Source organism: Acinetobacter sp. AG1 (assembly GCF_001005525.1).
Lineage (GTDB): Bacteria > Pseudomonadota > Gammaproteobacteria > Pseudomonadales > Moraxellaceae > Acinetobacter > Acinetobacter modestus.
In genome coordinates this window covers 1-24730 of record NZ_LBMZ01000085.1, presented here as the reverse complement: position 1 = coordinate 24730, position 24730 = coordinate 1, and the positions used below count along the sequence as shown (strand labels likewise).

26 protein-coding genes and 2 pseudogenes are annotated in these 24730 nt (G+C 39.2%); 11 read left to right on the top strand and 17 right to left on the bottom strand.

The features are described 5' to 3' along the window. Positions 1 to 197: 197 nt before the first annotated feature. Complete coding sequence (locus AAV96_RS02875) at positions 198 to 1085, bottom strand: energy transducer TonB (RefSeq protein WP_005218247.1); 888 nt, start codon at positions 1083 to 1085, stop codon at positions 198 to 200. Positions 1086 to 1372: 287 nt separating this feature from the next. Between AAV96_RS02875 and AAV96_RS02870 the strand changes: the two genes are divergently transcribed. From AAV96_RS02870 to AAV96_RS02860, 3 genes are all read left to right on the top strand, one after another. Next, a complete protein-coding gene (locus tag AAV96_RS02870) occupies positions 1373 to 2053 on the top strand; it encodes a hypothetical protein (protein WP_046738252.1) in 681 nt (226 codons plus the stop codon). Positions 2054 to 2248: 195 nt separating this feature from the next. Then, entirely contained in the window at positions 2249 to 2953 is a 705-nt protein-coding gene (locus AAV96_RS02865; protein WP_046738251.1) for a DUF3108 domain-containing protein, read from the top strand. 88 nt (positions 2954 to 3041) lie between these two features. Further along, entirely contained in the window at positions 3042 to 3617 is a 576-nt protein-coding gene (locus AAV96_RS02860) for a xanthine phosphoribosyltransferase (RefSeq protein ID WP_004658926.1), read from the top strand. A 45-nt stretch (positions 3618 to 3662) separates the two neighbouring features. Here the strand turns inward: AAV96_RS02860 and AAV96_RS02855 are convergent, their stop codons facing one another. Beyond that, a complete protein-coding gene (locus AAV96_RS02855) occupies positions 3663 to 4487 on the bottom strand; it encodes a YwqG family protein (RefSeq protein WP_046738250.1) in 825 nt (274 codons plus the stop codon). Between the two features lie 171 nt (positions 4488 to 4658). Here AAV96_RS02855 and thyA point away from each other — a divergent pair, with 171 nt between their 5' ends. From thyA to msrA, 4 genes are all read left to right on the top strand, one after another. Further along, positions 4659 to 5501 (top strand): thymidylate synthase, encoded by an 843-nt coding sequence (gene thyA, locus AAV96_RS02850; RefSeq protein ID WP_046738249.1) that lies wholly within the window; start codon positions 4659 to 4661, stop codon positions 5499 to 5501. Positions 5502 to 5522: 21 nt separating this feature from the next. Next, the gene (locus AAV96_RS02845; protein WP_004658932.1) at positions 5523 to 6032 is read left to right on the top strand and encodes a dihydrofolate reductase; all 510 of its coding nucleotides are present in this window, start codon (positions 5523 to 5525) and stop codon (positions 6030 to 6032) included. Positions 6033 to 6052: 20 nt separating this feature from the next. Next, positions 6053 to 7108: a DUF4105 domain-containing protein gene (locus AAV96_RS02840; protein WP_046738248.1), complete on the top strand. Its 1056-nt coding sequence runs from the start codon at positions 6053 to 6055 to the stop codon at positions 7106 to 7108. Positions 7109 to 7448: 340 nt separating this feature from the next. Then, positions 7449 to 7973: a peptide-methionine (S)-S-oxide reductase MsrA gene (gene msrA, locus AAV96_RS02835; protein ID WP_046738247.1), complete on the top strand. Its 525-nt coding sequence runs from the start codon at positions 7449 to 7451 to the stop codon at positions 7971 to 7973. A 47-nt stretch (positions 7974 to 8020) separates the two neighbouring features. Here msrA and AAV96_RS02830 read toward each other — a convergent pair whose 3' ends face one another. The 5 genes from AAV96_RS02830 to AAV96_RS02810 all read right to left on the bottom strand — a co-directional run bounded on the left by AAV96_RS02830 (position 8021) and on the right by AAV96_RS02810 (position 11748). Then, positions 8021 to 8425: an ExbD/TolR family protein gene (locus AAV96_RS02830; protein WP_046738246.1), complete on the bottom strand. Its 405-nt coding sequence runs from the start codon at positions 8423 to 8425 to the stop codon at positions 8021 to 8023. Position 8426: 1 nt separating this feature from the next. Further along, positions 8427 to 9047 carry a MotA/TolQ/ExbB proton channel family protein gene (locus tag AAV96_RS02825; protein WP_046738245.1) on the bottom strand — a complete coding sequence of 207 codons (621 nt, stop codon included), beginning with the start codon at positions 9045 to 9047 and terminating at the stop codon, positions 8427 to 8429. A 42-nt stretch (positions 9048 to 9089) separates the two neighbouring features. Next, a complete protein-coding gene (locus tag AAV96_RS02820) occupies positions 9090 to 9854 on the bottom strand; it encodes an energy transducer TonB (protein ID WP_046738244.1) in 765 nt (254 codons plus the stop codon). A 245-nt stretch (positions 9855 to 10099) separates the two neighbouring features. Beyond that, positions 10100 to 10963 (bottom strand): formyltetrahydrofolate deformylase, encoded by an 864-nt coding sequence (purU, locus tag AAV96_RS02815; protein WP_004658942.1) that lies wholly within the window; start codon positions 10961 to 10963, stop codon positions 10100 to 10102. Between the two features lie 83 nt (positions 10964 to 11046). Further along, complete coding sequence (locus tag AAV96_RS02810) at positions 11047 to 11748, bottom strand: TetR/AcrR family transcriptional regulator (RefSeq protein ID WP_004658944.1); 702 nt, start codon at positions 11746 to 11748, stop codon at positions 11047 to 11049. Between the two features lie 121 nt (positions 11749 to 11869). On the opposite strand from AAV96_RS02810, the gene AAV96_RS02805 reads away from it, so the two are divergent. The 4 genes from AAV96_RS02805 to AAV96_RS02790 all read left to right on the top strand — a co-directional run bounded on the left by AAV96_RS02805 (position 11870) and on the right by AAV96_RS02790 (position 15835). Beyond that, on the top strand, positions 11870 to 13324 hold the full coding sequence (locus tag AAV96_RS02805) for a coniferyl aldehyde dehydrogenase (protein WP_004658946.1): 1455 nt from the start codon (positions 11870 to 11872) through the stop codon (positions 13322 to 13324). Positions 13325 to 13492: 168 nt separating this feature from the next. Then, positions 13493 to 13729, top strand: coding sequence for a 50S ribosomal protein L28 (gene rpmB, locus AAV96_RS02800; protein ID WP_004649871.1), 237 nt, complete (start codon positions 13493 to 13495; stop codon positions 13727 to 13729). Positions 13730 to 13741: 12 nt separating this feature from the next. Continuing rightward, complete coding sequence (rpmG, locus tag AAV96_RS02795) at positions 13742 to 13897, top strand: 50S ribosomal protein L33 (protein ID WP_003654787.1); 156 nt, start codon at positions 13742 to 13744, stop codon at positions 13895 to 13897. Between the two features lie 222 nt (positions 13898 to 14119). Beyond that, on the top strand, positions 14120 to 15835 hold the full coding sequence (locus AAV96_RS02790) for a cation:proton antiporter (RefSeq protein WP_004658947.1): 1716 nt from the start codon (positions 14120 to 14122) through the stop codon (positions 15833 to 15835). 67 nt (positions 15836 to 15902) lie between these two features. On the opposite strand, the gene AAV96_RS02785 is transcribed toward AAV96_RS02790, so the two are convergent. The 10 genes and pseudogenes from AAV96_RS02785 to AAV96_RS02740 all read right to left on the bottom strand — a co-directional run. Then, complete coding sequence (locus tag AAV96_RS02785; protein WP_004659064.1) at positions 15903 to 16181, bottom strand: hypothetical protein; 279 nt, start codon at positions 16179 to 16181, stop codon at positions 15903 to 15905. Positions 16182 to 16293: 112 nt separating this feature from the next. Continuing rightward, positions 16294 to 16797 (bottom strand): DUF6586 family protein, encoded by a 504-nt coding sequence (locus tag AAV96_RS02780; RefSeq protein WP_046738243.1) that lies wholly within the window; start codon positions 16795 to 16797, stop codon positions 16294 to 16296. Between the two features lie 72 nt (positions 16798 to 16869). Next, positions 16870 to 17229: pseudogene (locus tag AAV96_RS02775) on the bottom strand (ASCH domain-containing protein). Positions 17230 to 17235: 6 nt separating this feature from the next. Next, positions 17236 to 17481 (bottom strand): RNA recognition motif domain-containing protein, encoded by a 246-nt coding sequence (locus AAV96_RS02770; protein WP_004802550.1) that lies wholly within the window; start codon positions 17479 to 17481, stop codon positions 17236 to 17238. A gap of 65 nt (positions 17482 to 17546) precedes the next feature. Beyond that, positions 17547 to 19526 carry an ATP-dependent helicase gene (locus AAV96_RS02765; protein WP_046738242.1) on the bottom strand — a complete coding sequence of 660 codons (1980 nt, stop codon included), beginning with the start codon at positions 19524 to 19526 and terminating at the stop codon, positions 17547 to 17549. A gap of 118 nt (positions 19527 to 19644) precedes the next feature. After that, positions 19645 to 20217 (bottom strand): HdeD family acid-resistance protein, encoded by a 573-nt coding sequence (locus tag AAV96_RS02760; protein WP_005291616.1) that lies wholly within the window; start codon positions 20215 to 20217, stop codon positions 19645 to 19647. Between the two features lie 178 nt (positions 20218 to 20395). After that, positions 20396 to 21154, bottom strand: a complete 759-nt coding sequence (locus tag AAV96_RS02755; RefSeq protein WP_046738241.1) for a hypothetical protein — start codon at positions 21152 to 21154, stop codon at positions 20396 to 20398. 89 nt (positions 21155 to 21243) lie between these two features. Beyond that, positions 21244 to 23883: a type I DNA topoisomerase gene (topA, locus tag AAV96_RS02750; protein ID WP_046738240.1), complete on the bottom strand. Its 2640-nt coding sequence runs from the start codon at positions 23881 to 23883 to the stop codon at positions 21244 to 21246. A 33-nt stretch (positions 23884 to 23916) separates the two neighbouring features. Then, positions 23917 to 24366, bottom strand: a complete 450-nt coding sequence (locus AAV96_RS02745; RefSeq protein ID WP_046738239.1) for a hypothetical protein — start codon at positions 24364 to 24366, stop codon at positions 23917 to 23919. Between the two features lie 142 nt (positions 24367 to 24508). Further along, positions 24509 to 24730 (bottom strand): annotated as a pseudogene (locus AAV96_RS02740) (IS982 family transposase); the annotation flags it as partial.

Genomic DNA, 24730 nt, shown 5'->3' with positions numbered 1-24730 from the left:
AAGGATGCACATATTTCCAAAAATAAAGATATTGCAAATGATAATTGTTTTTATTATCAATTCAAGTTTTAACAATTAAACTCAATTGTTTGTTTTTTATTTAATAATTTAAATTATGTATTTTTAAAAAAATTAATATATTGATTTTTATAATTTTTATTTAATTTATAAAATACGATAAAAAGAAGTACACCTTTTTAATGTACTTCAAATTCCGCATCGACAGGATCAAAGCGCCATGTTCGAATAATTCGTAATTCAGAAATGTCCTTTTTCATATTGTTATCAAAGGGTCCAAAAGGTGCTCCACGGCGCACCGAAGCTTTTGCAGCTTCATCTAAAATGGGATGTCCAGAACTTTCTATAAGACGAATTGCACGAATTCCACCTTCGGCATTCAGAATGACCATTAAACGTACTTCACCCGATAAATGTTGTTGTTTCGCTTCATCTGGATAATAACGATTACCGTATAGTTCAACTTTCTGACGAAATTTATCAAGATAAGCTGCTGACGCATCTTGTTTTGCCTGAATCCCATCTACTGTTTTAATACGCTGTTTACGACTAAAATTTTGCTGACGTTGTAAATATTGTGCTTCCAAACTCGCAACCATAGCGGCTTTAGCTTGAAATTGACTCTGTAACTCATCTAAGGTTTTTTTACGTTCAGTTTGCTCTGCTTGCTTCTGCCAGCTTAAAACTGTCATGAGCACTTTTTCTTCAAATTTTAATTCTCGTTTTTGCTGGACTTTCTCTAAACTTTCGAGCTCTGACTCTCCTGTTGTCGCATCTGCTTCCATCGGAGCTGGCATATCACTCGACATACGATGTGCTTCACGAAAATCACCTGAACCTTTTTGATCAGCTTGCGCCAAGAAGTCGGCATCTTTGACTTTTTCTTGACTTGTACGAACCGTAACTGCGATTTCTTTGGTTGATGTATCTGTAGGTGATGGCATTGCGAACTGAATTGCAAGCACAGCACCATGTAGAAGCATCGCTAACGCAACTGCCCCGATAAAAATTGGATCTTGCCACCAGTAAGGGGACAGTACTGAACGAAAATTTCTTTTATTCCACATGGCATTCAAGCGACAAAATATGTCTCATCCCCAACAGCAATCACCGTATAAAACCAAACTAATATTCAAAATATTAAAAAAATGTGATCCACTTATAGTCACAGTGTTTCCATACCATCATTTTATGAAAATGTAGCAATTAATTTTGCTACACTGCAAGTCAGAAATTTATTTTTATTTTTTAGCTAATACAAAGATCGTGGTATTGCAGTCAGATTTGTTGATGATTGAGTTCAGTTAGAAACATCAAAAAATCTATAATCAATTCACTTTCTGGAACAACTTTTATGCAAACGCTAATTTCATCCGTTGTTAAACGTCTACGTAAAGTTTACCAAAAAGCAGAAGAATTCATCGAAGAAGAAAGAGAATTTGCACTTTCACAGGTATTTGTGAATGCGACAATGGAGCGTTATGTCACAGAAAAAGTTGGAATTATTCAAGATCTACACGCTGATCTATATGATGGATGGCTACGTTTATATTCCACGATTGATGTTAAAGGCTTACATACCACCTTATCCGTTGATTTAAAACTTATTCAAATGGAAATGAATAAAGATGTTCAACTGATGGTATTCGAACAAATTAGTAATACACAAGTGATTGAAGCATCATTTAAGAATATTTTCCAAAAATGGGGATTTTATATTGCGATTTGGTATTACCAAAAATTTCGTGATGAAGATCCTCTAGGAAAAATCTTAGAGCATTTTGAAGTTGTTTCAGTCAAAGATGAATTGCTTTATTTAGATTTAAATCGCTGGTTTAAAAAGAAACCGAGTATTATTGAAACGCTGAGCAAAGTTCATGTAAACCGCGCCAGAGTCCGTCCAGCCGAACTGATTGTTTGGGGGAACGTCAATTTGGCTGCCATTTTGTATCCGCCAAATGATGATGACTTTGATGAAGAGGGATTAGATGACACAGAAGTCACGCCAATTCAGCAAAAAGACACTAGAAAATAATCGTATTGAATATGGTGGTATGAATTTCAGATTTATGCCACTTACTCAAATACCATCATGATTTATACGAAAAATTAACAAGCATTGAGTAAAAAACCTGATTTTTTCTTCATAATCTACAGGCATAATAATCACAAATCTTAATGATAAATGAATGATTGCTCATTGATGATCATTCAAAGGATATATAGCGTGATGACAAAGAAATTATTGAAAGTAGTGAGTATTACGTCGGCTGCCCTGTTCAGTGTCAGCATGTCTAGCCATGCTCTAGCAATGGCACCTTTCCAAGCAAGCTATCAATTTAGCTACAACAACAAAAACCTCGGTTCGGCGACACGTACACTTTCGCAACAAGGAAATAATTGGACCTACCAGTTTAGTGCAAAAGCAGGCGGAATTGCCTCAGCCTCGGAAACGAGTCAATTTAGCTTTGTGGATAATAAAATTACTTCACAAAAGTTCAGCCGCAGCAGCAAAATCTTAATTCATAGTAATACGATGAGTATTAACTTTAATCCAAACACTAAAGTTGTGAATACGAAAAAAGATGACACCGCCCGCTCATTCCCATGGCAAGCAGGTGCGTTAGATGAACTGAATGCTGAATTGCAAATCCGTGAGGATTTAAAAAGTAATTCACTTAGAACCAAATATTTAATTGCTGATGCAAAAGCTTTAGATGAACGCCGTTTTGTTAAGCAAGGCACTGAAAACATCAAAACCAATTATGGGACGTTCAGCACCATTAAAGTCGTTATGCAACACGATAAACCAGAACGTAATACGGTATTTTGGTTAGCACCAAAACTTGATTATCTACCTGTCAAAATGGCACATAATGATGGTAAATCTTCTTATGGCTTATTATTAACAGGCTATTCGGGTAAAACCAACTAACCATCTGGTCAATTTTAGCTTGCAATTTTTTAGATGCTTTTTAAAATATGCCTTTGCTTGAAAAAGCATCCGTTTAGAGGATTCTCCCGTGTACGCTTTAGAACAGAAAATCTTAAATGAAGGTATCGTTCTATCTGATCAGGTTTTGAAAGTTGATGCTTTCTTAAATCATCAAATTGACCCCGTGTTAATGCAACAGATTGGTAAAGAGTTTGCTGCTCGTTTTAAAGATGCTGGCATTACTAAAATTATTACGATCGAAGCTTCTGGAATTGCACCTGCAATCATGACTGGCTTGGAGCTGGGTGTTCCAGTAATTTTCGCGCGTAAATACCAATCTTTAACACTCAAAGATGATCTTTACCGTTCTAAAGTGTTCTCTTTCACCAAACAAACTGAAAGCACTATCGCGATCTCGAACAAGCATCTTAACGCAACAGATAAGGCACTTGTGATTGACGACTTCTTGGCAAATGGTCAAGCGGCATTAGGTTTAATCGATTTGATTCACCAAGCAAATGCTGAGGTTGTTGGTGTGGGTATCGTGATTGAAAAGTCATTCCAACCAGGTCGTGATGTGTTACTTGAAAAAGGCTATCGTGTTGAATCTTTAGCGCGTGTTGAGTCTTTGACTGATGGCAAAGTTACTTTCATCAGTGAATAAGTTTTTAAAATAAAAAAGCGGATGAGTGATCATCCGCTTTTTTATTTAACAACAATCCCAGTTATATAGCACTTTGGAAAAGTCTCGTTTCTTTATATCTTCTGGATGAATAAAGAAATTCCCCACACCTGAATCTCCCCACATAATCTCATTCTCTGCATCTTCGCTATCCAACTGAAATAGTAGAATATAATCCTGAATATTTGCATTATATTGACGTGGATCAGTTTGGGTGAAAAATGGATAACCTCCTAAACGGTGCCCACTTGCAGATAAAAGTTCATGATAAGGTTCAATGAAATCATTTTCAAAATCACCACCCTCAAATTGATCTTCAAAACCATAAAGGTCTTCAGTCCCTAAGATTTTCGGCGCAAAAGCGAAATCACCCAAACTGATTGGTTGCGTGGTTAAGGTAAATTCAATCGAGTATTGTCCAGTAAAAGGTAAATAATCCTCTTCACCCAACTCAAACTCAGAAAAGTCCTGTTTTAATTGTAATGCATCCTCAATCACTTGATCAAAGTACAAAACCCTAAAACCAGATTGCTGCTGTTGGTCGTCGAAATTCATCCCGTACAAATCATCTGCAGCAATATAGAACTGCAAAATCCCCTTGTCTGGAAAATTAGGTAAACTTGGAATTTCCGCAAAATTAAACTGGGCCAATAAAGCAAGAGGATTGCCATTAGAATCTAAAGGATAAGCAGTATCTAAAGGTAGGTACGGTTCTCCCCCAATCTTACTTTGCCATACAGTCAAAGCATCGTTTGAACTGAGCTGTAAAGTTACTGTTGGCAAAATAGTAGCTGAAATTTTTTCTAAGAATGGCTGCAAACTGTTCGGCAAACTTTCTACTTTAAAATTCATTGTACTCATTATCCATATCGTTATTTATAGAATCTAATATAAAACAATCAGCTATATTAGAATAGAGCATAAGAATTAGACTGCGACAATCAGTGTCGCCAAATTGAAAAGATATTTATCACATAAATTCTGATAAAATCAGCGCGATTAAAAGCAAAGATAGGCGTGAAGATGCAAACATACCTGAACCTCTTACAACATATCCTCGACAATGGCGGCGACAAAGGTGACCGCACAGGCACAGGTACACGTTCAGTATTTGGTCATCAGATGCGTTTTGATCTTTCTAAAGGCTTTCCACTGCTCACCACCAAGAAAGTCCACTTCCGTTCGATTGTGATTGAACTACTATGGTTCCTGAAAGGTGATACCAACGTTCAATATCTCAAAGATAATAAAGTCAGCATTTGGGATGAATGGGCAACCGCAGAACAAACTGCACGTTTTGGTCGCCCTGAGGGTGAACTTGGTCCTGTTTACGGGCATCAATGGCGTAACTTTGGCGCAACCCAGAATGAAGATGGTAGCTATCAGCAAAATGGTTTTGATCAGATTCAATGGCTTGTGAATGAAATTAAAACTAATCCCAATTCACGTCGTTTGATCGTCTCGGGTTGGAACCCAAATGAAGCAGCTAAAGTTGCTTTACCACCTTGCCATACCCTGTTTCAGTTTTTCGTACAAGATAACAAACTGTCATGCCAATTGTATCAACGTAGCGCAGATGTTTTTCTAGGCGTGCCATTTAATATTGCCAGTTATGCCCTACTTACACATATGATTGCTCAAGTTTGCGGCTTAGGTGTAGGTGACTTTGTTTGGACAGGTGGTGATACTCATTTATACGCCAATCACTTTGAGCAAGCACAATTACAGCTTACACGTGAGCCTCTACCCTTATGTCAATTAAAACTCAATCCCGAAATTACTGATATTTTTGACTTCAAATTTGAGGATATCGAAATTATTGGCTATGAGTCACACCCTGCTATTAAAGCACCCGTCGCAGTTTAAATAGATCAGAGAGAATATAAAATGGCATGGCAAGGTATTGAAGTTGTCCACGTAGTCGCAATGGATAAAAACAACTGTATTGGCAAGGGCAATGCTTTACCGTGGCATATCTCTGCTGATCTCAAACACTTTAAAGCGATTACTCAAGGCGGTGTCGTACTGATGGGGCGTAAAACTTTAGAGTCTATGGGACGTGCTCTTCCCAATCGGGTGAATTGGGTCATCACGCGTGATTTAGAATGGCAATTTGAGGGTGTTAAGGTTGCTCATAGCATTGAAGATGCTTTAACTCATGCACTTACAGACGTACAACACTCTGAAAAAGCATCTTTATTTATTATTGGAGGTGGAGAGATTTTTACCCAGACCCTCGCAATTGCTGATCGTCTTGAATTAACCCATGTTGATCTAGATGTACAAGGTGATGCACATTACCCAAAAATCTCTGAGGATTTTCGCAAAGTAAACTCAGAACAACACATTGATGAAAAATCAAATATTGCTTTCGAGTTTGCGACCTACCAAAAATAAAAAATGGATCGCGCGTCATCATGCATAATATTGGATCACGTGAGTTTTTACTGGCGCTAGGCATTGGACTATTACACAGTTTTTTTGCCTTATTTGTGATCCTCTCAAGTATCTGGTTATGTCTGGCATTCTGGATTCAACATCCTTTTGGAACAATCTTTAGCCGAATCATTATCATTCTTTGGGCACTGTTTGCACTCAGCCTACTTGGTGTTTATGTCAGTGGGCATATTTTTAGTCGCCGCACTGATATTTTAATTTACTGTGTTGCCTTCGCCTGTTCACTGGTCTGGTATTTTTCATTAGAGGCTCGCCAAGATCGTGACTGGAATCCTGAAGTTGCTGAGCAGCTTACTTACCAAAAGCAAGGCAATCTAGTACAGCTGCATAATGTGCGTAATTTTAATTGGCATAAAGACGGCACTTATGACATTCGTTGGGAAAATCGTACAATTGACCTAGATAAAATTACAGGCGTCAATGTCATCACATCCTACTGGATGGGACCTCAAATCGCGCATACGTTAGTGAGTTTCGATTTCTCAGATCAAAAACCTTTGGTTTTTTCTATCGAGATTCGCAAAGAAAAAGGAGAAGAATTTTCCGCGATTGGTGGTTTCTTCCGTAAATATGAACTCAGTTTAGTGGCTTCTGATGAAAAAGATCTGATTTATACGCGAAGCAATATTCGTCATGAACAAGTTTATTTATTTCCAATAAGAATGCCTCAGACCGAACGTAAAGCGCTATTTATCGAATATCTACATAAAGCAGATGAATTACGTGCTGAAGCAAAATGGTACAACACACTTACAAGTAACTGTACAACGCTCGTTTTTGACATGATCCAAGCGATCAACCCACAAACTTTACCTAAAGATTATCGTTTACTGGCCTCAGGCTATCTACCCAATTATCTTTTTGATCTACAAGCACTCAATCAAAATTATAGTATGAAAGAATGGTATCAATTGGCATGGATTAATACACGTGCTGAAAAATACGAACAACAACCAGATCAATCCAGTGAATATTTTTCGAAAATCATTCGACATGGATTACCAAAAACAAATTAGTTCATTTAGTTTTTTTAACAAAACAATACTCAATCTCCTTCTATAGTCCATCTTGATTGATTTAAATCAATCAAGATATATACATTCACTTGATGATCACGAATCCACAATAGCACTCGTAAATTATTGCAAGATCGTGGATAGAAATGCCATATCATGAATACATAGGAAAAATATGCTAAGGCTTAGGTGAATTTTTATGAAATTTATAAGGGATACTGAATCAGTTATTTGATTTTGTGACATAAAAAGCTAAATCTCTGATTGATGATGGGCTTTTACTTTTCAGTGACTTCGTATACTTTATTAGTATTCTTAGAATTAAAAATTGGGAAAATTTATGCAACAAGCATTATTCGGTGGAGGTTGCTTTTGGTGTGTAGAAGCTGTTTTTCTACAACTAAAAGGCGTCGAAAAAGTTGTGAGTGGTTATGCTGGTGGTATCGTTCACAATCCAAGTTATGATCAAGTTTGCCAAGGTAATACTCAACATGCAGAAGTTGTATTGATTGACTTTGATGAACAGCAAATCAATTATACTCAACTCCTAAATGTTTTCTTTACCACCCATGATCCAACTACTTTAAATCGTCAAGGTAATGATATTGGCACCCAATACCGTTCTGTTGTCTATTATTTTAATGATGAACAAAAGCAACAAGCGGAGAAAATTATTCAAGATTTAGAAAATGATGGTCTCAATATCGTAACTGAACTTAGCCCAGCACCAACATTTTACCCTGCTGAAGAATACCATCAAAATTTTTATGCCCGTAATCCATCACAAGGTTACTGCAATTTTAGCATTCCCCCAAAACTGTCAAAATTACGGTCAAAATATCTCGAACTACTCAAAACAGAATAAGCATAAAAAAAGCAACTCACTGAGTTGCTTTTTTTATGAAACAAATTTTAGTTTTCACTCACAAATGCAATATCACTTAGCCCTGCTTCACTCGCCCGTGACATGACTTGTGCTACTGTATCGTATTTTGATTCTTTATCAGCACGTAACTGTACTGTCGGTTTTGTTTCTGCTTTTCCTGCTTCTTGGAAACGCGTCTGTAACTCATCCAAACTAATAATTTGAGCATCCCATGCCACTTCACCTTTTTCATTAATACTGATGGTGATTGCTTTTGGTGGTGGGTCTACAATGTCAGCGGTTGTTTTTGGTAAAGCTAATGGAATTGATGGGTTAGCAACCGTTGCTGTGACTAAAAAGATAATCATCAATACCAACATAATGTCGATCAGAGGAATGAGATTCATCTCATTCATGCCACTGTCGTGGTCTTCACCCAATTGAAAGCCCATCTTAAGCTTGACCTCCAACTAAACTTTGTTGAGTCGCTTTAGTTTCTGTCTTTGCAGGTGTTTCTTGCTGCAACATCGTATCGATTAACAAGCTATGTGCTTGATCTTGTAAATCATGCGCTAAACCACGATTGAAACGTACACAAATGTTGTAAGCCAATACCGCAGGAATCGCCACAGATAAACCCAAGCCAGTCATGATCAATGCTTCACCAACAGGAGTTGCGACTTGAGCCAAACCCGCCTGACCGCTCGTACCTACAGCAACAAGTGCATGGAAAATACCCCAAACAGTACCAAACAAACCCACAAATGGTGCAAGCGAAGCAATTGTTCCAAGAACAGATACACCTTTTTCTGCTTGAGATTTTTCAGCCGAGATTTGACGAAGTAAAGCTTGCTCAGCAACCGCTTTACGTTGTTCAAAGGTCAAAGGCTGTAACTTAGATTTAAGCTTAGCCAAAGCTTGAATAAGTTGACTGTAAGCCTGTTGTTTTAATTGGCGTGTTCCTAATAGACGTAGAATAAAGATCGTCCACGTTGCAATCGACATTGCTAAAAGGATGAAATACAGGGTTTTACTCACTGCATCTGCATGTTGCCAATAAACTGAAAAGTTCATATACGAACTCCTGATTTAATCTGTCACTAGGACGCAAATTTATTAAGGATTAAATTCAAACGGTTGCTCTGTTTTGATTGGATAAGCAATACCATTTTCCATATACGGTTTAAACTTTGAACTTCTAACAGCGCGTAAAGCCTTTTCATCGAGACTCGGTAAACCACTACTACGAGTAATTCGAGCATTAGTTACTTTACCTTTTTCATCTGCCTCGATATAGATCGTAATTAAGCGTGTCTGATTTTCTAAATCTTTCGGAGTAAATGATACTCTTGGAGATCTACTCCATTGAATACCTGTCCCCCCTATAGAAACTCGTTTTGGTGAAGAATCAGCAGCTGGCTGTGCTTTAGGCGCCTCTGGTTGTACAACAGGCTGTGGTTTTTCCACTGGCTTTTCTGTCACAGTTGTACTAACAACCTTCGTTTCAACTTTGGATTCAACTTTAGGTTCAGTCTTTTGCACTACTTTTTTTGGTGTTTCTGCTTTGACCTGTTGTACTTTTTCAACCTTTTTCGGTGGTGGAGGTAAAGGCTTATCAATCACTTTTACTTCTTTCACTTCCTTTTTAGGTTCAGGTTTTGGCTTTTCTTTCGGCTTAGGTGGTTCTGGTTTAGGTGGTTCCGTAATTTTAACAAACTTAACCTTTAGTGGCTTTTTCTCAATTGGTTTTAGTTCAATTGGCTTCATGTGGCTAACTGCCCACAGAACTCCTGCATGTCCAATCACAACCGCAACAAGTGCAGTGATGATCTTCTTTTTCATCGAGTGTGGCATATTCAATATCGCAGGAGATTGACTCATAAGAATCTAAGTACCTAATAGATGGTGAAATCTTTAAAAAGTGAAAAACGATTTCAATCATCGGATAGAACAATTAAAGTGGCGTAATAATAAATGAGAAGTGTTTTCATTTGCAACTATTTTTTTGTGAACATCTTTTAATTGATTGATCAATTTACACTTATTAAAATAAAATATTATAACATAACATTGTTAGCATAAAAAAAGCATGCTTTTAAGCATGCTTTTTTAAAAATCTATTTGATTTAGAAAACAACCGTTTTATTACCATCTACAATAATACGATCTTCTAAATGCCATTTTACAGCGCGAGCCAATACGTTACGTTCAACATCTTCACCTAACTCACGTAATTGCTCTACATTGTAATCGTGGCTAACACGTTCAACATCTTGCTCAATAATTGGGCCTTGATCGAGATCAGCAGTCACGTAATGTGCTGTTGCACCAATCAACTTCACCCCTTTCTCATAAGCTTGCTTATAAGGATTTGCCCCTACGAAAGCAGGTAAGAATGAATGATGAATATTGATAATCTTCATTTCCCACTTGGCAACAAAGTCTTCACTCAAAATCTGCATATAACGCGCCAAGATCAATAGATCATTGCCCTGCATCATTTCATCAATTTGCGCATAAGCTTCTACTTTATTATCTTTATTGACTGGTACAACATGGAATGGGATACCAAAGTTTTCAACCGATTCACGTAAATCTGGATGGTTTGAGATGACTTGGGTAATTTCACATGGCAATGAACCACGTGCATGGCGCCATAACAATTCCAATAAAGCGTGGTCCACTTTAGAAACCAGAATACCCACTTTCTTTAATTCACCCACAAAAGTGAGTTTCCATTGCATTTCATAACGTTCAGCAACGTTGGCAGCAAAGGTTTGCATCAATGCTTCTTTGCGAGAATGCAAATGATCAAGTTCAAACTCAACACGCATGAAATAACGTCCGCCTTGAGCTTCTGTAGCATACTGATCAAGTGCGGTAATATTTGCTCCCTGATGATACAAAAAGCTCGATACGGCTTGCACGATTCCCGGCTTGTCTTCGCAAGTAATCAATAATCGTGCAGTGTGGGCGGTCGTCGTGTTCATGTGGTTAATATCACTTATTGGAATCAAAATTAAAAATCAAGCCGAGCATTCTAGCTCTTTTTTGTCTATGACTAAATACCTACTTATTCATCATCATCATTTTTAAGATTAGATAAACTAGCAAATAAGTCCGACGGTCCCAAAGATTTCAATAATTGTTCATAAGTTTGACGACTTTCGCCCATTAAATAAGGGCCTTCCAAAAATACCATTTGTCGTAAAGCTTGCCATACCCATTTTTCTTCTAAACGATTGTTATCACTAATATGACCCGACATGTACAGGAAATTAGTCCAGTTGGTCAGCACGATCCACAAGTTGATAATCAAAGCTTCAATTTCTGAATCCGTCATCTTCATCAAACCGGCATCGACAAAGGCACGATAAATTTTTTGCCCTTGCTGCATCACCTGCCCAGCAAAACGAGGATAAATTTTTCTGAAGTCTTCATTATTTTCAACAAGATGATAGACGTCACGGTGAATAAAGCGATAAGCCCACAACTGATTACTCAAAACTTGGAAATAACTAATTTTATCATTGGCATTTAAAGGTCGATCCGTTGGCAAGGCCAACATCTCCAAGGTTTCAGCCTGATATTGCTGTGCTAATTCTTTAATAATTTCCTGTTTATTGCGGAAGTGATAGTACAGATTGCCTGGGCTAATTCCGAGTTCAGCAGCAATATGATTGGTTGTGACCGAACGTTCTCCACGCTCATTAAACAACTGCAAACTGATTTGCAGAATTCGATCTTTTGTTTTATTCGGTTTAGCGTGCGACATTGAGTTTAACCATCTATAACATTATCAATAGGTTATAAAACAAACCTATAAAGCGACTTGACACTTTAGAGTATTTACTCTAAAAATTAAAAAATAATAAGCTTTCTTTTGGTCCACTCCTATGAACAGTCAAACAAAAACAACCGCTATGACACCTCATGTTGATGTGAAACGGCTACATGATTTGCTTGAACAGCAAAAAGCAGCTTACCAACGCCATCCTGTGCCAAGCGCCAAAGAACGTATTGAACGCTTAGCTCGACTTAAAAATATCTTGGTAAAATATCAAGATCAATTTGCTAACGCAATTAGTCAAGATTATGGCAATCGTGCCATTATGGAAACCAAAATTGGCGAAGTTCTAACATGTTTAGAACATATCAAATACTATAGCAAGAACTTAACAGAGTGGATGAAACCCTCTAAGCGCCATATCAGCATGTTACACCAACCTGCAAAAGGCTGGGTACAATATCAACCATTAGGTGTGATTGGTATTATTGCACCATGGAACTATCCATTATTACTTTCAGTTGGCCCATTGATCTGTGCAATCGCTGCAGGCAACCATGCCATGATCAAAATTTCGAGCGCATCATCACATTTTGGGATGGTATTAGAAAATGCACTTGCAGAAGTATTTCCTCAGGAACTTGTGAGTGTTATCAATGGTGGTGGCGCGATTTCAGATGCCTTTAGTCATTTAGCATTTGATAAATTAATTTTCACAGGTTCAACTTCTGTCGGCAAAACCGTGATGGCAGCAGCATCACAGAACTTAGTGCCTGTGATTCTAGAGCTAGGTGGAAAATCACCAGCTCTCGTACATTCAGCAATGAATATTCGTGATGTAGCACAACGTATTGCGGTAGGTAAACTTTGGAATGCAGGTCAAACTTGCGTTGCACCTGATTACATGTTCCTACCTAAAGGCAAAACGGCAGAATTCACCAAGCACTATAACGACTTTGTGAATACGATGTACCCAACACTACGTGACAATAAAGATTACACGTCAATTGTGAATGACAAACAATACAATCGTCTTCAAGGCTATTTAGAAGATGCACGTGATCAAGGTGCGACGATCGTCGAGTTAAACAGCAAGAAAGAATCTTTAACTGAAGTTCGTAAAATTGCACCAACGTTACTCACAGGCGTAACCACAGAAATGGAAATCATGAAGAATGAGATCTTTGGTCCAATTCTTCCTATTCTAGAATATGAACATATTGAAGATGCGCTTCAATTTATCAATAGTCGACCACGTCCACTTGCATTCTACTATTTTGATATTGATATGGCTCGTGCTGATTATGTTGCAGGACGTACTCATTCTGGGCATTTTGGTATTAATCAAACCCTCACTCATGTAGCGCAAGATGATCTACCATTTGGTGGTATTGGTGCATCGGGTATGGGCAAATATCATGGTAAAGAAGGCTTCTTCAGCTTCTCTCACGAACGCTCAATGATGTCTAACCCTGTTAGCCCTAAACTTTATAGTTTAAAATTCATTCTGCCGCCGTACAACAAACCAACGCATAAACTGCTTTTGAAAACACTATTCCGTTAAGCTGATCAAGGCATGATCTATCACACTAGATCATGCCCTGTTTTTACCAAATTCGCTTGTCTTTTAATCGTATTTTTGGTATAAAACGCCCCTTGAATGATTTCATCCGTTTACTTGAATGGCTAGTTGCACGAAACGGTGCTATATAAACTAGCAATGGAGTTCACCATGTCTAAGGTTTGCCAAGTTACCGGCAAGCGTCCTATCGTTGGTAACAACGTATCGCACGCAAACAACAAAACCAAACGCCGGTTCGAGCCGAACCTGCACCACCACCGTTTTTGGTTAGAAAGCGAAAAGCGTTTTGTACGTCTTCGTTTAACCACTAAAGGTATGCGTATTATTGATAAATTGGGTATTGAGAAAGTTGTTGCTGATCTCCGTGCTCAAGGTCAAAAGATCTAAGGAGTCTGAACAATGCGTGATAAAATCCGCCTCGTTTCTACAGCTGGTACAGGTTATTTCTATACCACTACTAAGAACAAACGTACTATGCCGGAAAAAATGGAAATCAAAAAATTTGATCCAAAAATCCGTCAACACGTAATCTTCAAAGAAGCTAAAATTAAATAATTTTAGTTTTCTTAAAAAAACGACTTCAACTGAAGTCGTTTTTTTTGCTAAAAAAATGTTTTAGCAAAAATAAAATGAATAACTATTTCATAATTTTTTTTGATAAATAAAAAAATTGTCATCAACAAATCCGATTTTACTTGTTACAATTTATTCGCTGTTTTCTTGGCATGTTTTATGCTGAATTATTTGTACCTTAACCGCAATGATTAAGGAGTTTCAATGCCTCATGATGTTGATTTAATTATATTACTTGCCGTCGGTTTCGGTATAGCACTTATTTTTGGCTATATTGCCGCACGTTTACGTCTACCACCATTAATTGGTTATTTGGTAGCAGGTATTATTATAAGCCCAAACACCCCAGGTATCGTGGCAGATATACATCTCGCCAATCAACTTGCCGAACTCGGGGTAATGTTCTTAATGTTTGGCGTAGGGATGCATTTTTCCCTCAATGATTTATTACTCGTTCGTCGTATCGCCCTACCCGGTGCGATTTTACAAATCGCTGTAGCAACACTCTTAGGTGTCGCTGTATCTATGTTTTGGGGCTGGAGTTTTGGTTCTGCACTGATTTTTGGTTTAAGTTTATCGTGTGCAAGTACCGTAGTATTACTCAAAGCACTGAGTGATCGTGGTTTACTCGACTCTGTAAATGGCAAAATTGCAGTGGGTTGGCTTTTGGTTGAAGATCTTGTTATGGTCTTGGTCTTGGTCTTATTACCTGCAACAGCTGTTCTACTTGGTGGACACCCATTAGCTGGAACGGATACCTCTCAAAATATTTGGATCACCATCGGCCTAACATTACTCAAAGTAACAGGTTTTATCGCCTTCATGCTGATTATTGGGAAGCGATTAATCCCCAAAATTATGCAATTGGTTGCTCGTTTAGGTTCTCGTGAATTATTTACACTTACCGTCGTTGCTGCTGCCGTTTCTATTGCTTATGGTTCTTATGCAATCTTTGGTGTCTCAATGGCATTAGGTGCTTTCTTTGCCGGCATGGTTGTAAAAGAGTCCGATTTCAGCCATAGAGCAGAGGAAGAGACGCTTTCATTGCGTGAAATCTTCGCGATCTTATTTTTTGTTTCGGTGGGAATGCTATTCGATCCAAAAATCTTGATTGAACAACCTTTACATATTTTAGCTGTCGTTGCCATTATCATGATTGGTAAGACTTTAGCAGCGATGGCTTTAGTTTTATTCTTCCGCTACCCAATTAATACAGCTCTCACTGTAGGCGCTAGTTTGGCACAAATTGGTGAGTTTTCATTTATTTTAGCAACATTGGGCTTGTCACTTGGTCTACTCACCCCAGACGCACAAAACTTGATTCTTGCTGGCGCATTATTTTCAATAACTTTAAATTCATTTGTATTTTCAGCGATTGAACCCGCTCAACGCTGGATACGAGAACGCTCACATTTAGCTCGCTTATTAGAACGCAGTGGCGACCCGCTTGCCATGCTTCCAGATGAAGTTGATCAAGCTTATTTACGTGATCAGGTGGTGATCATTGGCTATGGTGGTGTAGGACGCCGCATTAGTGAAAACCTGATGCAACAGAATATCAAGGTCGTAATTGCTGAAGAAAATCGTGAGATTGTTGAAAAACTGCGCGCGCAAGGAATGGCTGCTGTAAGCGGTGAAGCAACTGAACCTTATGTACTCATACAAGCCCATATTCAACATGCTCGTTTATTGGTGATCTCACCAATGGATATTTTAGACATTCATCGTATTGTCGATATTGCGCAGCAACTCAACCCCCAAATTCAGGTTTTAATTTGTGCTGAAAGTAAGGAAGAGGCTGCTGTTATTCGTGATGAAAATATTGGTGAAGTTTTCTATGCGAAAGAAGAAATGGCGAAGAATATGAGTCATCATATCTTGAACCAAATTGAGCTTGCTCATCAAAGTACGTTACATTAAATCCAATACTTAATACAAAAACGCACCCAAGGGTGCGTTTTATATAAAATAATTTAGCCTGAGTATTTTAGCTAAAGTGCTGCGGTTGCTCATCAACAACTTCTGCTTGTAACTGATTCATCTGTTTTTCCAACAAACCAAATAAAGCGGCTTGGATCATATGCTGTGCAACGGTTGGTGTCTGATCACCCAAAATCTTTTTAACATCTTCACTAAATTGAATTTTAACCAAAGGCTCTGCTTCCGAACCAGCATTACGCAAGGCAAGCTCTCCACCTTCAAGTTGAACTAACTCGAGAACGGCCTCTTGGCTACCAAATAACTCTTTTAACTGTTGCATTGACATACAATTACTCCATGTTTCTACATGGTGGCAAAGCGCTACTGCACTTTGCAATCTCACGTCTTATTTATATAAGTGCTATTCACTCATATTTCAAGTCTATGTTGAATTCGAATTAAAACTCAACCATTTCATTACGAAAACCGTCAATCAAATGGCTTAACTCTCTATGCCACTCTCGTAATATTTTCGCATCAGGTAACCATGCTTGAGGACTTTGAGTCACTTTAATAATCAAATTCGATGAGGTCTCATTTTCAGGCTCTGGTGCTGTTGGCTCTGGTGCGTACTGACATAAACGATACGCACGTTTGAGTTCTGCAATAAAACCATCTTTAGCAAGTTGCTGTAATACAGAAACTTCTGGTGAGACTTGTCCTTTAAATGCCATCTGTTCTTCAATCGACTTAAACGTCGGTTGTAAATCATTTAAACGATAATAACGCACTAATTCTTGTAAAAACGCTAAAATTGCCCCGTGTAAATGAAATACTGCTGCCTCACGATATGCCTGCGCTTGTTGAATATGTTCAGTTTGCTCAGCTTGTTGACATGCAAGTCGGGCAAAATACAATTTTTGATTGGTACGATCAGCATGGTAGCGAGCAACACGAGACATAATAAATCCCTTTTTCAGTTCATTTAAATCAAGACTGATTGTAAAGCGAATTGATGCTGAAACAAATAGCACTCACAACATCAATTCAATACGATAAAGTTTACGTTTTGCTATTGTATGTAGTGGTTGGGCGAAAGGGCGAATATTACTAATGAGCCAAGCAAAATAGCCTTCAGTCCAATACGTTGCACAAGCTGCGTCAACTTCATCAGATTGCCATGGATGCACTGATTCAATATCTACCAGTGCAACGGCAAAACCAACGTCTTCATCCCCATCATTCAAAAGAAAGTGTTGATTCTCTACAATCATCAAATCTTTCAGTGGCAACATTCGAGGTTGCTATGAGCGAACCTCAAGCGTTTTAATTTTCTTCGCTATTCGCTCAGCATTTGGTGCAACAATTGATAAAGCCGTATATTGCTTTAACATTGATAATTAAGCTTTATCATCCGCAGCTTTGACACGAATGCCTTGGCTTTTTACTTTCAAGGTGTTTAAACCTTTAATTGCTTTAATCGCTTCACGTGGATTTGGCATTTCAACAAAACCAAAACCTTTCGATTTACCCGTTGCTTCGTCTTTGACCACGACACAAGACTCAACTTTTCCATATGCTTTGAATAAGTCGAGAATTTCCGCATCAGTCACATTACGGTCTAAATTACGAACTAAAATTTTCATGCTAAAACCTAAAAGATGATTCATTTACTTAATCAATGAATCAAAAGAAATTGAATCTGCCTAGTTTAATCGAAATCAATCCCAAAACCTAAATTGATTGCAGCAGCGCGAGAACGATTACTTTGACCATAGGCACGTGGAATATCTCGATGAATCTGAACATCGACTAAATGTTGAGGTAAATCATTAAGGAAGTAGCTTTCTATTTTTCTTCCCAGCTCATCATATTGATCTTGTGACCATAAATTTAAATTCTGTTTGGTCAAAATCAATTCATCCTCTGCACGTGTTAAAGCCACATAAAGAACGCGACGCTCTTCTTCGACATCATCAAAATCGCCTTGTGCGCGTGCATGAGGATATTGATTCGGAGAAACATGCGGGACATAACAAATTTTTTGTTCAGTACCCTTCGCTGAATGGATGGTAATCAGCGTCACTAAGTCTTGGTCTGGAGTTTTATCAATTTCTGAAACAGAAATTGGATCAAGCACATATTCCTCTAAGAACTCACCAAGAGAGCTATGTTTACGTGCCAATTGCTTGACCAAGTCAAAGTCTTTGACACGGCGCGACCAATCTTTGGTTTTATAATTATTTTCTAGCTGTTCATTCAATGCATCCATTGCCAGACCGATGCAGGCTTCGACATGTTGCTGTAACACATCCAGCTGCATCAAAATTAAAATCGCTTGTTGTGGTACTTTGCCGTGTCGTTCCAGACGTTGGCAACGTGCTTCGATATCAGAAAGCTGAATTAACTCCTGTGCCAACTTACTGGCACCGACATCACCCACCCCATCCCAAAGCGTCAGGAAGCGCATCCACGCTAAATCATCCTGAGGGTTAACACTCACCCGCAGTAAGCTCAATACATCTTTAACATGCGCAGATTCCAGCAGTTTTACCCCACCAATAAAGCGATAAGGGATATTCGCGGCAATCAATGCACCTTCCAAATAACGTCCACTAAAACCAGAACGCAGTAGCACCATGTGCTCTGCCCAAGCAGCGCCTTGCATATGACGACGATTCAAATCTTGGATAATCCAATTGGCTTCTTCAAACTCATTGCTCAAGATATGCAATTGTGGCTTTAAACCATTACCGCGATAAGCCTGTAAATGCTTGTCATATTCAATTTGGCTCTGCTCCAGCAACCAATTGGATAAATCTAAAATGCCTTGGGTCGAACGATAATTCATTTCCAAAGTCAGTACTTCGGCATCAGGCACACGTTCTTTAAAATGATGAATATTTTCAAAATCTGCGCCACGAAAGCCATAAATTGACTGCGCATCATCTCCGACACAAAACAATTTGACCTTGCCCACCAGCGGCTGTAACAACGCCCATTGCAGTGGATTGGTATCCTGCATTTCATCAACCAATAAGGCAGAGCAAAAACCAGTGACCCACTTCACCAACTCAGGTGAACTTTGTAAATGCACCGCGACAATCGCCAGAATATCGTCATAATCCAAGAAATTACGTTCTTGCTTACGCTGCTCATAAGCTTTCATCAATTCAGCAATTTGAGCTTTATACTCGACCGCTTGAGGCAACTGTTCAACTAAAGCATCCGACAGTTTGGTTTTGGTATTACGGGCATAGGAATAGAGATCACACAATTCGGCCGCTTTCGGCAATACATTACCCTTGTCTTTACCGCGTAACAAACGGAACATCAGCAATTGATCATCCCGATCAATAATACTGAACTGGGTCAGACCAAACGCACGTGGATTACGACGCAGTAGATACATACAAAAGGTATGGAATGTCGATGCGCGTAAGCCTTTGGCCTGCACGCCCATATGCTGTTCAACACGCGTCACGATTTCGCTTGCTGCACGACGGGTAAAGGTCAGAATCTGGATCTGTTGTGCTGGCAAACCTTGATCAATTAAATACGCTGCTCTCGCCACAATCGTCTTGGTTTTACCACAACCCGCTCCTGCCAAAACCAGACAATTTTGTGCCACTGTTGTGGCTGCCTGTCTTTGTTGCGGATTCAGTTCATCAATTAGCTTGGCAAGCGTCATAGAATTGGTCAATTAGAAATGAAGCGCTATTTTAACAGACTAAAGCAGTCGAGATGTTTTCTGCTACAAAAACAAAAAGAGCATGTATGACACATGCTCTTACTTCTAGTTTGGTTACTTAAACTGTGGTTGAACTATGCGGCAACTGCTTAATTGCACCCGCAAAAGTCAGGTAATTAATCCCTTGGAACAAAATATCAATCGCAAGGAACATTCCCAACACCCAGAACGGTGAATCAGGTGATGAAAGAATCAAAATCCCTGTTAATAGGGTCAATATACCCGAAAACAGTACCCAGCCCCAGCCTGAAATTGGTCGTAAAATAAATGCATTTACGCTACGAATAATCCCCGCAATAATAAGGGCAACAGCCAAGAAACTGGTAAGCACTACTGCGGTAATCACCGGTGTGGTAAAGGCAAAATAACCCGCCGCCAAATACAGCACACCAAACAAGGCCCACAACCAACGCGTGCCCCCTTTAAACACCATAAATGCTGCAACAAAATGCAAAATACCACCCAACATCATCAACACACCAAACAACAAGACGGCAGACAATGTCGCAAATGGTAAAGCTGCTAAAAGAACTAGGCCAAAAATAACCAATAACACACCCAATAACAGATACCATTTACGATCAGCGTGTAGCTGATTGCGAATCAGATCGTTACCCACTGTTTTCATCATTATTTACTCTTTTATCATCAATGTTATATCTCTATATTGATCGTGTTTTTCGCTGAGTTCTGTATAAGGCATGTTGAGAATTAATGACGGAATGTCAGAAAATTGATGTTTAAACTGATCTTTTTTCAGTTGAATTATTATTTTTAGAGATATGGATAAGTCGAAACTTATCCACAATTTATTTGATCCAGCCTATTTCTTCTGCGGTCAACATGCTGATCACCGTTTGCTCTAAATTTTTTGGCATTTTACTTTTGTGCTCAGATAAAGGAATTCTTCCACCCATAATTTCAGCTGCGGCTTGCGGAAATAAAGGTTGTTTATCCGCTTGTGCATAACCTATAGGAAAAATAGGCTCACCATTGCTTAAATTATATTTATCTGTCGCGCCAAAACCATGCAGTAACTCATGCACCAGCACTACATTGTTCTGTTCTGCCTGTTTTGCTGATGCAAATAAATTGACCGATCCAATTCGCCCACGTTCCAGCGCCGTCGAGTGTTTTAACTCACGTGTTTGCTTAGGATCATAGAAATTCAGATATAGAATTAAACTCGGTGAACCATCTGAGGATTGATGCTGCTTCCATGCATAGAATCGGAACTTGAGACTCCATAGAATATTATTCAGAATACTCGGCTGTTCAGACATCTTCGGTGGTGATTGTTGCAATTCCCGTCCGATTTGAACCATAAAGTAGCTGCTTTGCCCTCGATATTGCTGGCTATTTTTTTCCAGATACTGCTTCACCTCAGCAAAATCATCTTGCTGCAATTGTTGAATATACTGCTGTGTTGTAGGTAAACCATCGGCATTAATCGGATGCAACAATACATTAATCGGCTGATTCCAATCCTGATTTTGATCACGATAAGCATTGATCGCAACAATCAACAACACCAGTAGTAAGCAAGCGACTCGGATATTTTTCCACATGAACTTCTCCCCCAACCAAAAGTTCTTATTGTTTTTCTTTATGCTATAAAAAATGCCAGCAATCGCCAGCATTTTTTAAGATTTAATGTTTAAGCTTCAACCCATTTCCCATCTTGGAACACCAGACTCCACTTGGTTTGTTTCGCTTCAGCGGTCTCAGAACCCACATATTGTGCTTGGTTCTTACGGCTGAATTTCACTACCGTTGGATTGCCTTCAGGATCGACATCTGGTGCTTCTAACAAGAACTGGTATTTCGGATCAAGCTGCTCAGCAACACTGCGTAATTCAGCGACTTTCGGTGCACGCGTCTCACGGATTTTAGGGAATTTGCTGGCAGCCAAGAACAAACCAGCCGCACCATCACGTAATACAAAGAAGTCATCGTGTTTGGCTGAACGTAGATGTTCCATTTTGATTGGATCAACACGCGGCGGCGCGGGTTGACCGCTCTTTAACACTTTACGGGTATTGTCACAGCTTGAGCAGGCAAAATATGGACCAAAACGACCCGTTTTCAACTGCATTTCACCATCACATTTATCACATGGAATGGTTGGACCATCATAGCCCTTAATCTTAAACTCGCCTTCTTCCAGTTCGTAGCCATCACAATCTGGGTTGTTACCGCAAACATGTAGTTTACGACCACCGTCCACCACATAGCTGTCCATTGCAGTACCACATTTAGGACAACGATGTTTAGACATCAAATCTGCTGTTTCAGCACCATCATCATCTGACAATGCAGCCAAAGACTCGACAGGCGTTAGATTTAATGTGCCCTTACAACGTTCTTTTGGCGGTAAGTTATAACCTGAGCATCCTAAGAATACCCCTGTTGTTCCAGTACGCACTTGCATTGGGCGCGAACATTCAGGACAAGGTACATCGGCAACTTCAACTGGCTGATTACGGCGCATACCGTTCTCACCCTGAGCATTGGTCAAACGTTTCTTGAAATCACCATAGAAGGTATCCAGTAACTCTTTCCAATTACGCTCACCCGTTGCGACACGGTCTAACTGACCTTCTAAATCAGCGGTAAAGGCATAATTCATCAGGTTATTAAAACTTTCATCCAAACGGTCTGTAACGATCTCACCCATCTTCTCTGCAAAGAGACGACGGTTTTCCAGTTTTACATAACCACGTTCTTGAATGGTTGAAATAATTGCAGCATAAGTCGATGGACGACCAATACCTTTCTTCTCTAACTCTTTCACCAAAGACGCTTCAGTAAAGCGTGCAGGCGGCTTGGTAAAATGCTGACTCGGATCAAGTTTTTCTAACTTAAGGACTTCACCAACTTTCACCGCAGGCAATAAAATATCATCATCAGATTTATTGGCACCTCGAACACGGGTAAAACCATCAAATACCAGTGTGCGGCCTTTCGCCTTTAACTCAACATTTGACGCTTCAACTGTTAACGTCGAAGATAAATATTCTGCTGGTGTCATTTGACAGGCTACAAATTGACGCCAAATCAAATCATATAAACGCTGTGCATCACGCTCGACACCTGCAAGTTTATCGCCAGTCAAACCAACATCTGAAGGACGAATGGCTTCATGGGCCTCTTGTGCACCCGCTTTATTACCATAGCGATTTGGCTTGGCAGGGACGTATTTTTCACCAAAATTTTGTTGAATGTGGTTACGCACCATATTCACAGCATCATCACTCAAAAAGGTTGAGTCTGTACGCATATAGGTAATGAAACCACCTTCGTACAAACGCTGCGCCAGCATCATGGTTTTCTTCACGGAGAAACCTAAACGCGTACTCGCAGCTTGTTGCAAGGTTGAAGTGATATATGGGGCGCTCGGATTAACTTTGGTTGGTTTATCTTCACGCAACGCCACTTTATATTCAGCATCTTTTAATACGTTCAATAACGCATCAGTTTCGGCTTTATTTTTAAGCTTAAGTGTTTTACCTGCTTGCTTAACCGCTTCTAAGCGAATGTCTTCTTTCTTGGAAATGGTATCTGCAAAAACTTGCCAGTATTCTTCTGGAATAAATGCACGGATTTCACGTTCACGTTCAACCACTAGTTTTACAGCAACTGACTGCACGCGTCCTGCCGATAGACCACGGGCAATCTTTTCCCAAAGTAATGGCGACACCATGAAGCCCACCACACGGTCGAGGAAACGACGCGCCTGTTGAGCATTGACACGGTTTAAATCAAGTCGTGTTGGCTGTTTAAATGCTTCTTGAATGGCATTCTTGGTAATTTCGTTAAAGACCACACGATGGTAGCGACTATCATCCCCACCAATCACTTCTCTTAAATGCCAAGCAATCGCTTCCCCTTCTCTATCCAAGTCCGTTGCGAGATAGATTGCATCTGCATCTTTGGCGAGTTTTTTTAGTTCAGCAACCACATGTTCTTTACCTGGTAGCACTTCATAGTGTGCAATCCAGTCATGCTCTGGATCTACACCCATACGATTAATCAGTGCGGATTGAGCTTTTTCAGCTTTCTGTTCATCGGTCAATTTAGTACGAGTTGCGGGCTTCTTTTCAGTGGATTTCGCCCCGCCTCCTGTCGGTAAATCACGCACATGACCCACCGATGACTTCACCACATATTGTGAACCCAAATATTTATTAATTGTTTTCGCTTTTGCAGGCGACTCCACAATCACTAAGGCACGTTTCTTTGCAGCAGGTGTAGGAGCTGCTGTGCTTTCTGAAGCAGAGCGTGGAGTATTCGCCATAATAAATCGTTTTTCCTATAATTAATCAAATAATTAGCGCTGAGCTAATTCATGTAAATATGCTTTCATTGCTTCAAGCTGAGTGGCTCTTAAATCAGTTTCTTCATCCCAATATAGCCCGACACAGTTTGCCTGCATATCAATAGCATAAACTCCTGTTAATGCAATGGGTGAATCATTAAATTTCTGATCCCCTTGAACAACTTGAAGTTTGCCATCCACGACTCTTGCACGCATCAAAGCTAAACGACCTTCTGGAATCAGTACACTATAATAAGCCACCATACTGGCACGCTTTTCAGAAGCCATTGGAATTTTTGTCCACTCAGGAGCGACGATTAAACGTGGATGTAATCCCATTTTTCTAGCTTGATCACGCATCATACCTAACGCTTTTTCTCGAGGACTCACACGCAGACCAAAAATCGAGCCCAAGACAAATAGAACTATCGCAACTGTAATCCAAATTCCAACATTACTCATAAACTTGCCCAAAACTTCCTTTTATTAGCGTTACATAAGTTTGAGTTAAAAGGCAAGTTTTCCTTACAATTGTATTCGGAATAAGAGTTAAACTCGGAAATATAATTATAATTTAAGCTTATTAATTTAACCCGAATCCTATTTAATCCGATATTTTCATAATACTAATCATCGGCTTGTTTTGATGACATATTTGATAAGCACACAAAGATGCATAAATGCCAGCTAAATAGCCTGGAACACTTCTCTCTCTAGTTATCACTAAATTGTACGTCCCTTTCAGCAAGCTAAATAAAGTTTCTATTTTATTGCGTTGTTTCAAATGGTATTCATCTGCTTTTGATAACTGTATAGATTTCATATT

What these genes read in the sequence shown, in the direction of transcription:
- AAV96_RS02755 (WP_046738241.1), bottom strand. Translation starts at nt 21,154, where the DNA reads ATGTGGAAAAATATCCGAGTCGCTTGCTTACTACTGGTGTTGTTGATT.
- AAV96_RS02875 (WP_005218247.1), bottom strand. Translation starts at nt 1,085, where the DNA reads ATGTGGAATAAAAGAAATTTTCGTTCAGTACTGTCCCCTTACTGGTGG.
- AAV96_RS02780 (WP_046738243.1), bottom strand. Translation starts at nt 16,797, where the DNA reads ATGTCTCGTGTTGCTCGCTACCATGCTGATCGTACCAATCAAAAATTG.
- AAV96_RS02820 (WP_046738244.1), bottom strand. Translation starts at nt 9,854, where the DNA reads ATGAGTCAATCTCCTGCGATATTGAATATGCCACACTCGATGAAAAAG.
- AAV96_RS02770 (WP_004802550.1), bottom strand. Translation starts at nt 17,481, where the DNA reads ATGAAAATTTTAGTTCGTAATTTAGACCGTAATGTGACTGATGCGGAA.
- AAV96_RS02760 (WP_005291616.1), bottom strand. Translation starts at nt 20,217, where the DNA reads ATGATGAAAACAGTGGGTAACGATCTGATTCGCAATCAGCTACACGCT.
- thyA (WP_046738249.1), top strand. Translation starts at nt 4,659, where the DNA reads ATGCAAACATACCTGAACCTCTTACAACATATCCTCGACAATGGCGGC.
- AAV96_RS02825 (WP_046738245.1), bottom strand. Translation starts at nt 9,047, where the DNA reads ATGAACTTTTCAGTTTATTGGCAACATGCAGATGCAGTGAGTAAAACC.
- topA (WP_046738240.1), bottom strand. Translation starts at nt 23,883, where the DNA reads ATGGCGAATACTCCACGCTCTGCTTCAGAAAGCACAGCAGCTCCTACA.
- purU (WP_004658942.1), bottom strand. Translation starts at nt 10,963, where the DNA reads ATGAACACGACGACCGCCCACACTGCACGATTATTGATTACTTGCGAA.
- rpmG (WP_003654787.1), top strand. Translation starts at nt 13,742, where the DNA reads ATGCGTGATAAAATCCGCCTCGTTTCTACAGCTGGTACAGGTTATTTC.
- msrA (WP_046738247.1), top strand. Translation starts at nt 7,449, where the DNA reads ATGCAACAAGCATTATTCGGTGGAGGTTGCTTTTGGTGTGTAGAAGCT.
- AAV96_RS02810 (WP_004658944.1), bottom strand. Translation starts at nt 11,748, where the DNA reads ATGTCGCACGCTAAACCGAATAAAACAAAAGATCGAATTCTGCAAATC.
- AAV96_RS02785 (WP_004659064.1), bottom strand. Translation starts at nt 16,181, where the DNA reads ATGTCAATGCAACAGTTAAAAGAGTTATTTGGTAGCCAAGAGGCCGTT.
- AAV96_RS02865 (WP_046738251.1), top strand. Translation starts at nt 2,249, where the DNA reads ATGACAAAGAAATTATTGAAAGTAGTGAGTATTACGTCGGCTGCCCTG.
- AAV96_RS02830 (WP_046738246.1), bottom strand. Translation starts at nt 8,425, where the DNA reads ATGGGCTTTCAATTGGGTGAAGACCACGACAGTGGCATGAATGAGATG.
- AAV96_RS02805 (WP_004658946.1), top strand. Translation starts at nt 11,870, where the DNA reads ATGAACAGTCAAACAAAAACAACCGCTATGACACCTCATGTTGATGTG.
- AAV96_RS02870 (WP_046738252.1), top strand. Translation starts at nt 1,373, where the DNA reads ATGCAAACGCTAATTTCATCCGTTGTTAAACGTCTACGTAAAGTTTAC.
- rpmB (WP_004649871.1), top strand. Translation starts at nt 13,493, where the DNA reads ATGTCTAAGGTTTGCCAAGTTACCGGCAAGCGTCCTATCGTTGGTAAC.
- AAV96_RS02745 (WP_046738239.1), bottom strand. Translation starts at nt 24,366, where the DNA reads ATGAGTAATGTTGGAATTTGGATTACAGTTGCGATAGTTCTATTTGTC.
- AAV96_RS02765 (WP_046738242.1), bottom strand. Translation starts at nt 19,526, where the DNA reads ATGACGCTTGCCAAGCTAATTGATGAACTGAATCCGCAACAAAGACAG.
- AAV96_RS02790 (WP_004658947.1), top strand. Translation starts at nt 14,120, where the DNA reads ATGCCTCATGATGTTGATTTAATTATATTACTTGCCGTCGGTTTCGGT.
- AAV96_RS02840 (WP_046738248.1), top strand. Translation starts at nt 6,053, where the DNA reads ATGCATAATATTGGATCACGTGAGTTTTTACTGGCGCTAGGCATTGGA.
- AAV96_RS02845 (WP_004658932.1), top strand. Translation starts at nt 5,523, where the DNA reads ATGGCATGGCAAGGTATTGAAGTTGTCCACGTAGTCGCAATGGATAAA.
- AAV96_RS02855 (WP_046738250.1), bottom strand. Translation starts at nt 4,487, where the DNA reads ATGAATTTTAAAGTAGAAAGTTTGCCGAACAGTTTGCAGCCATTCTTA.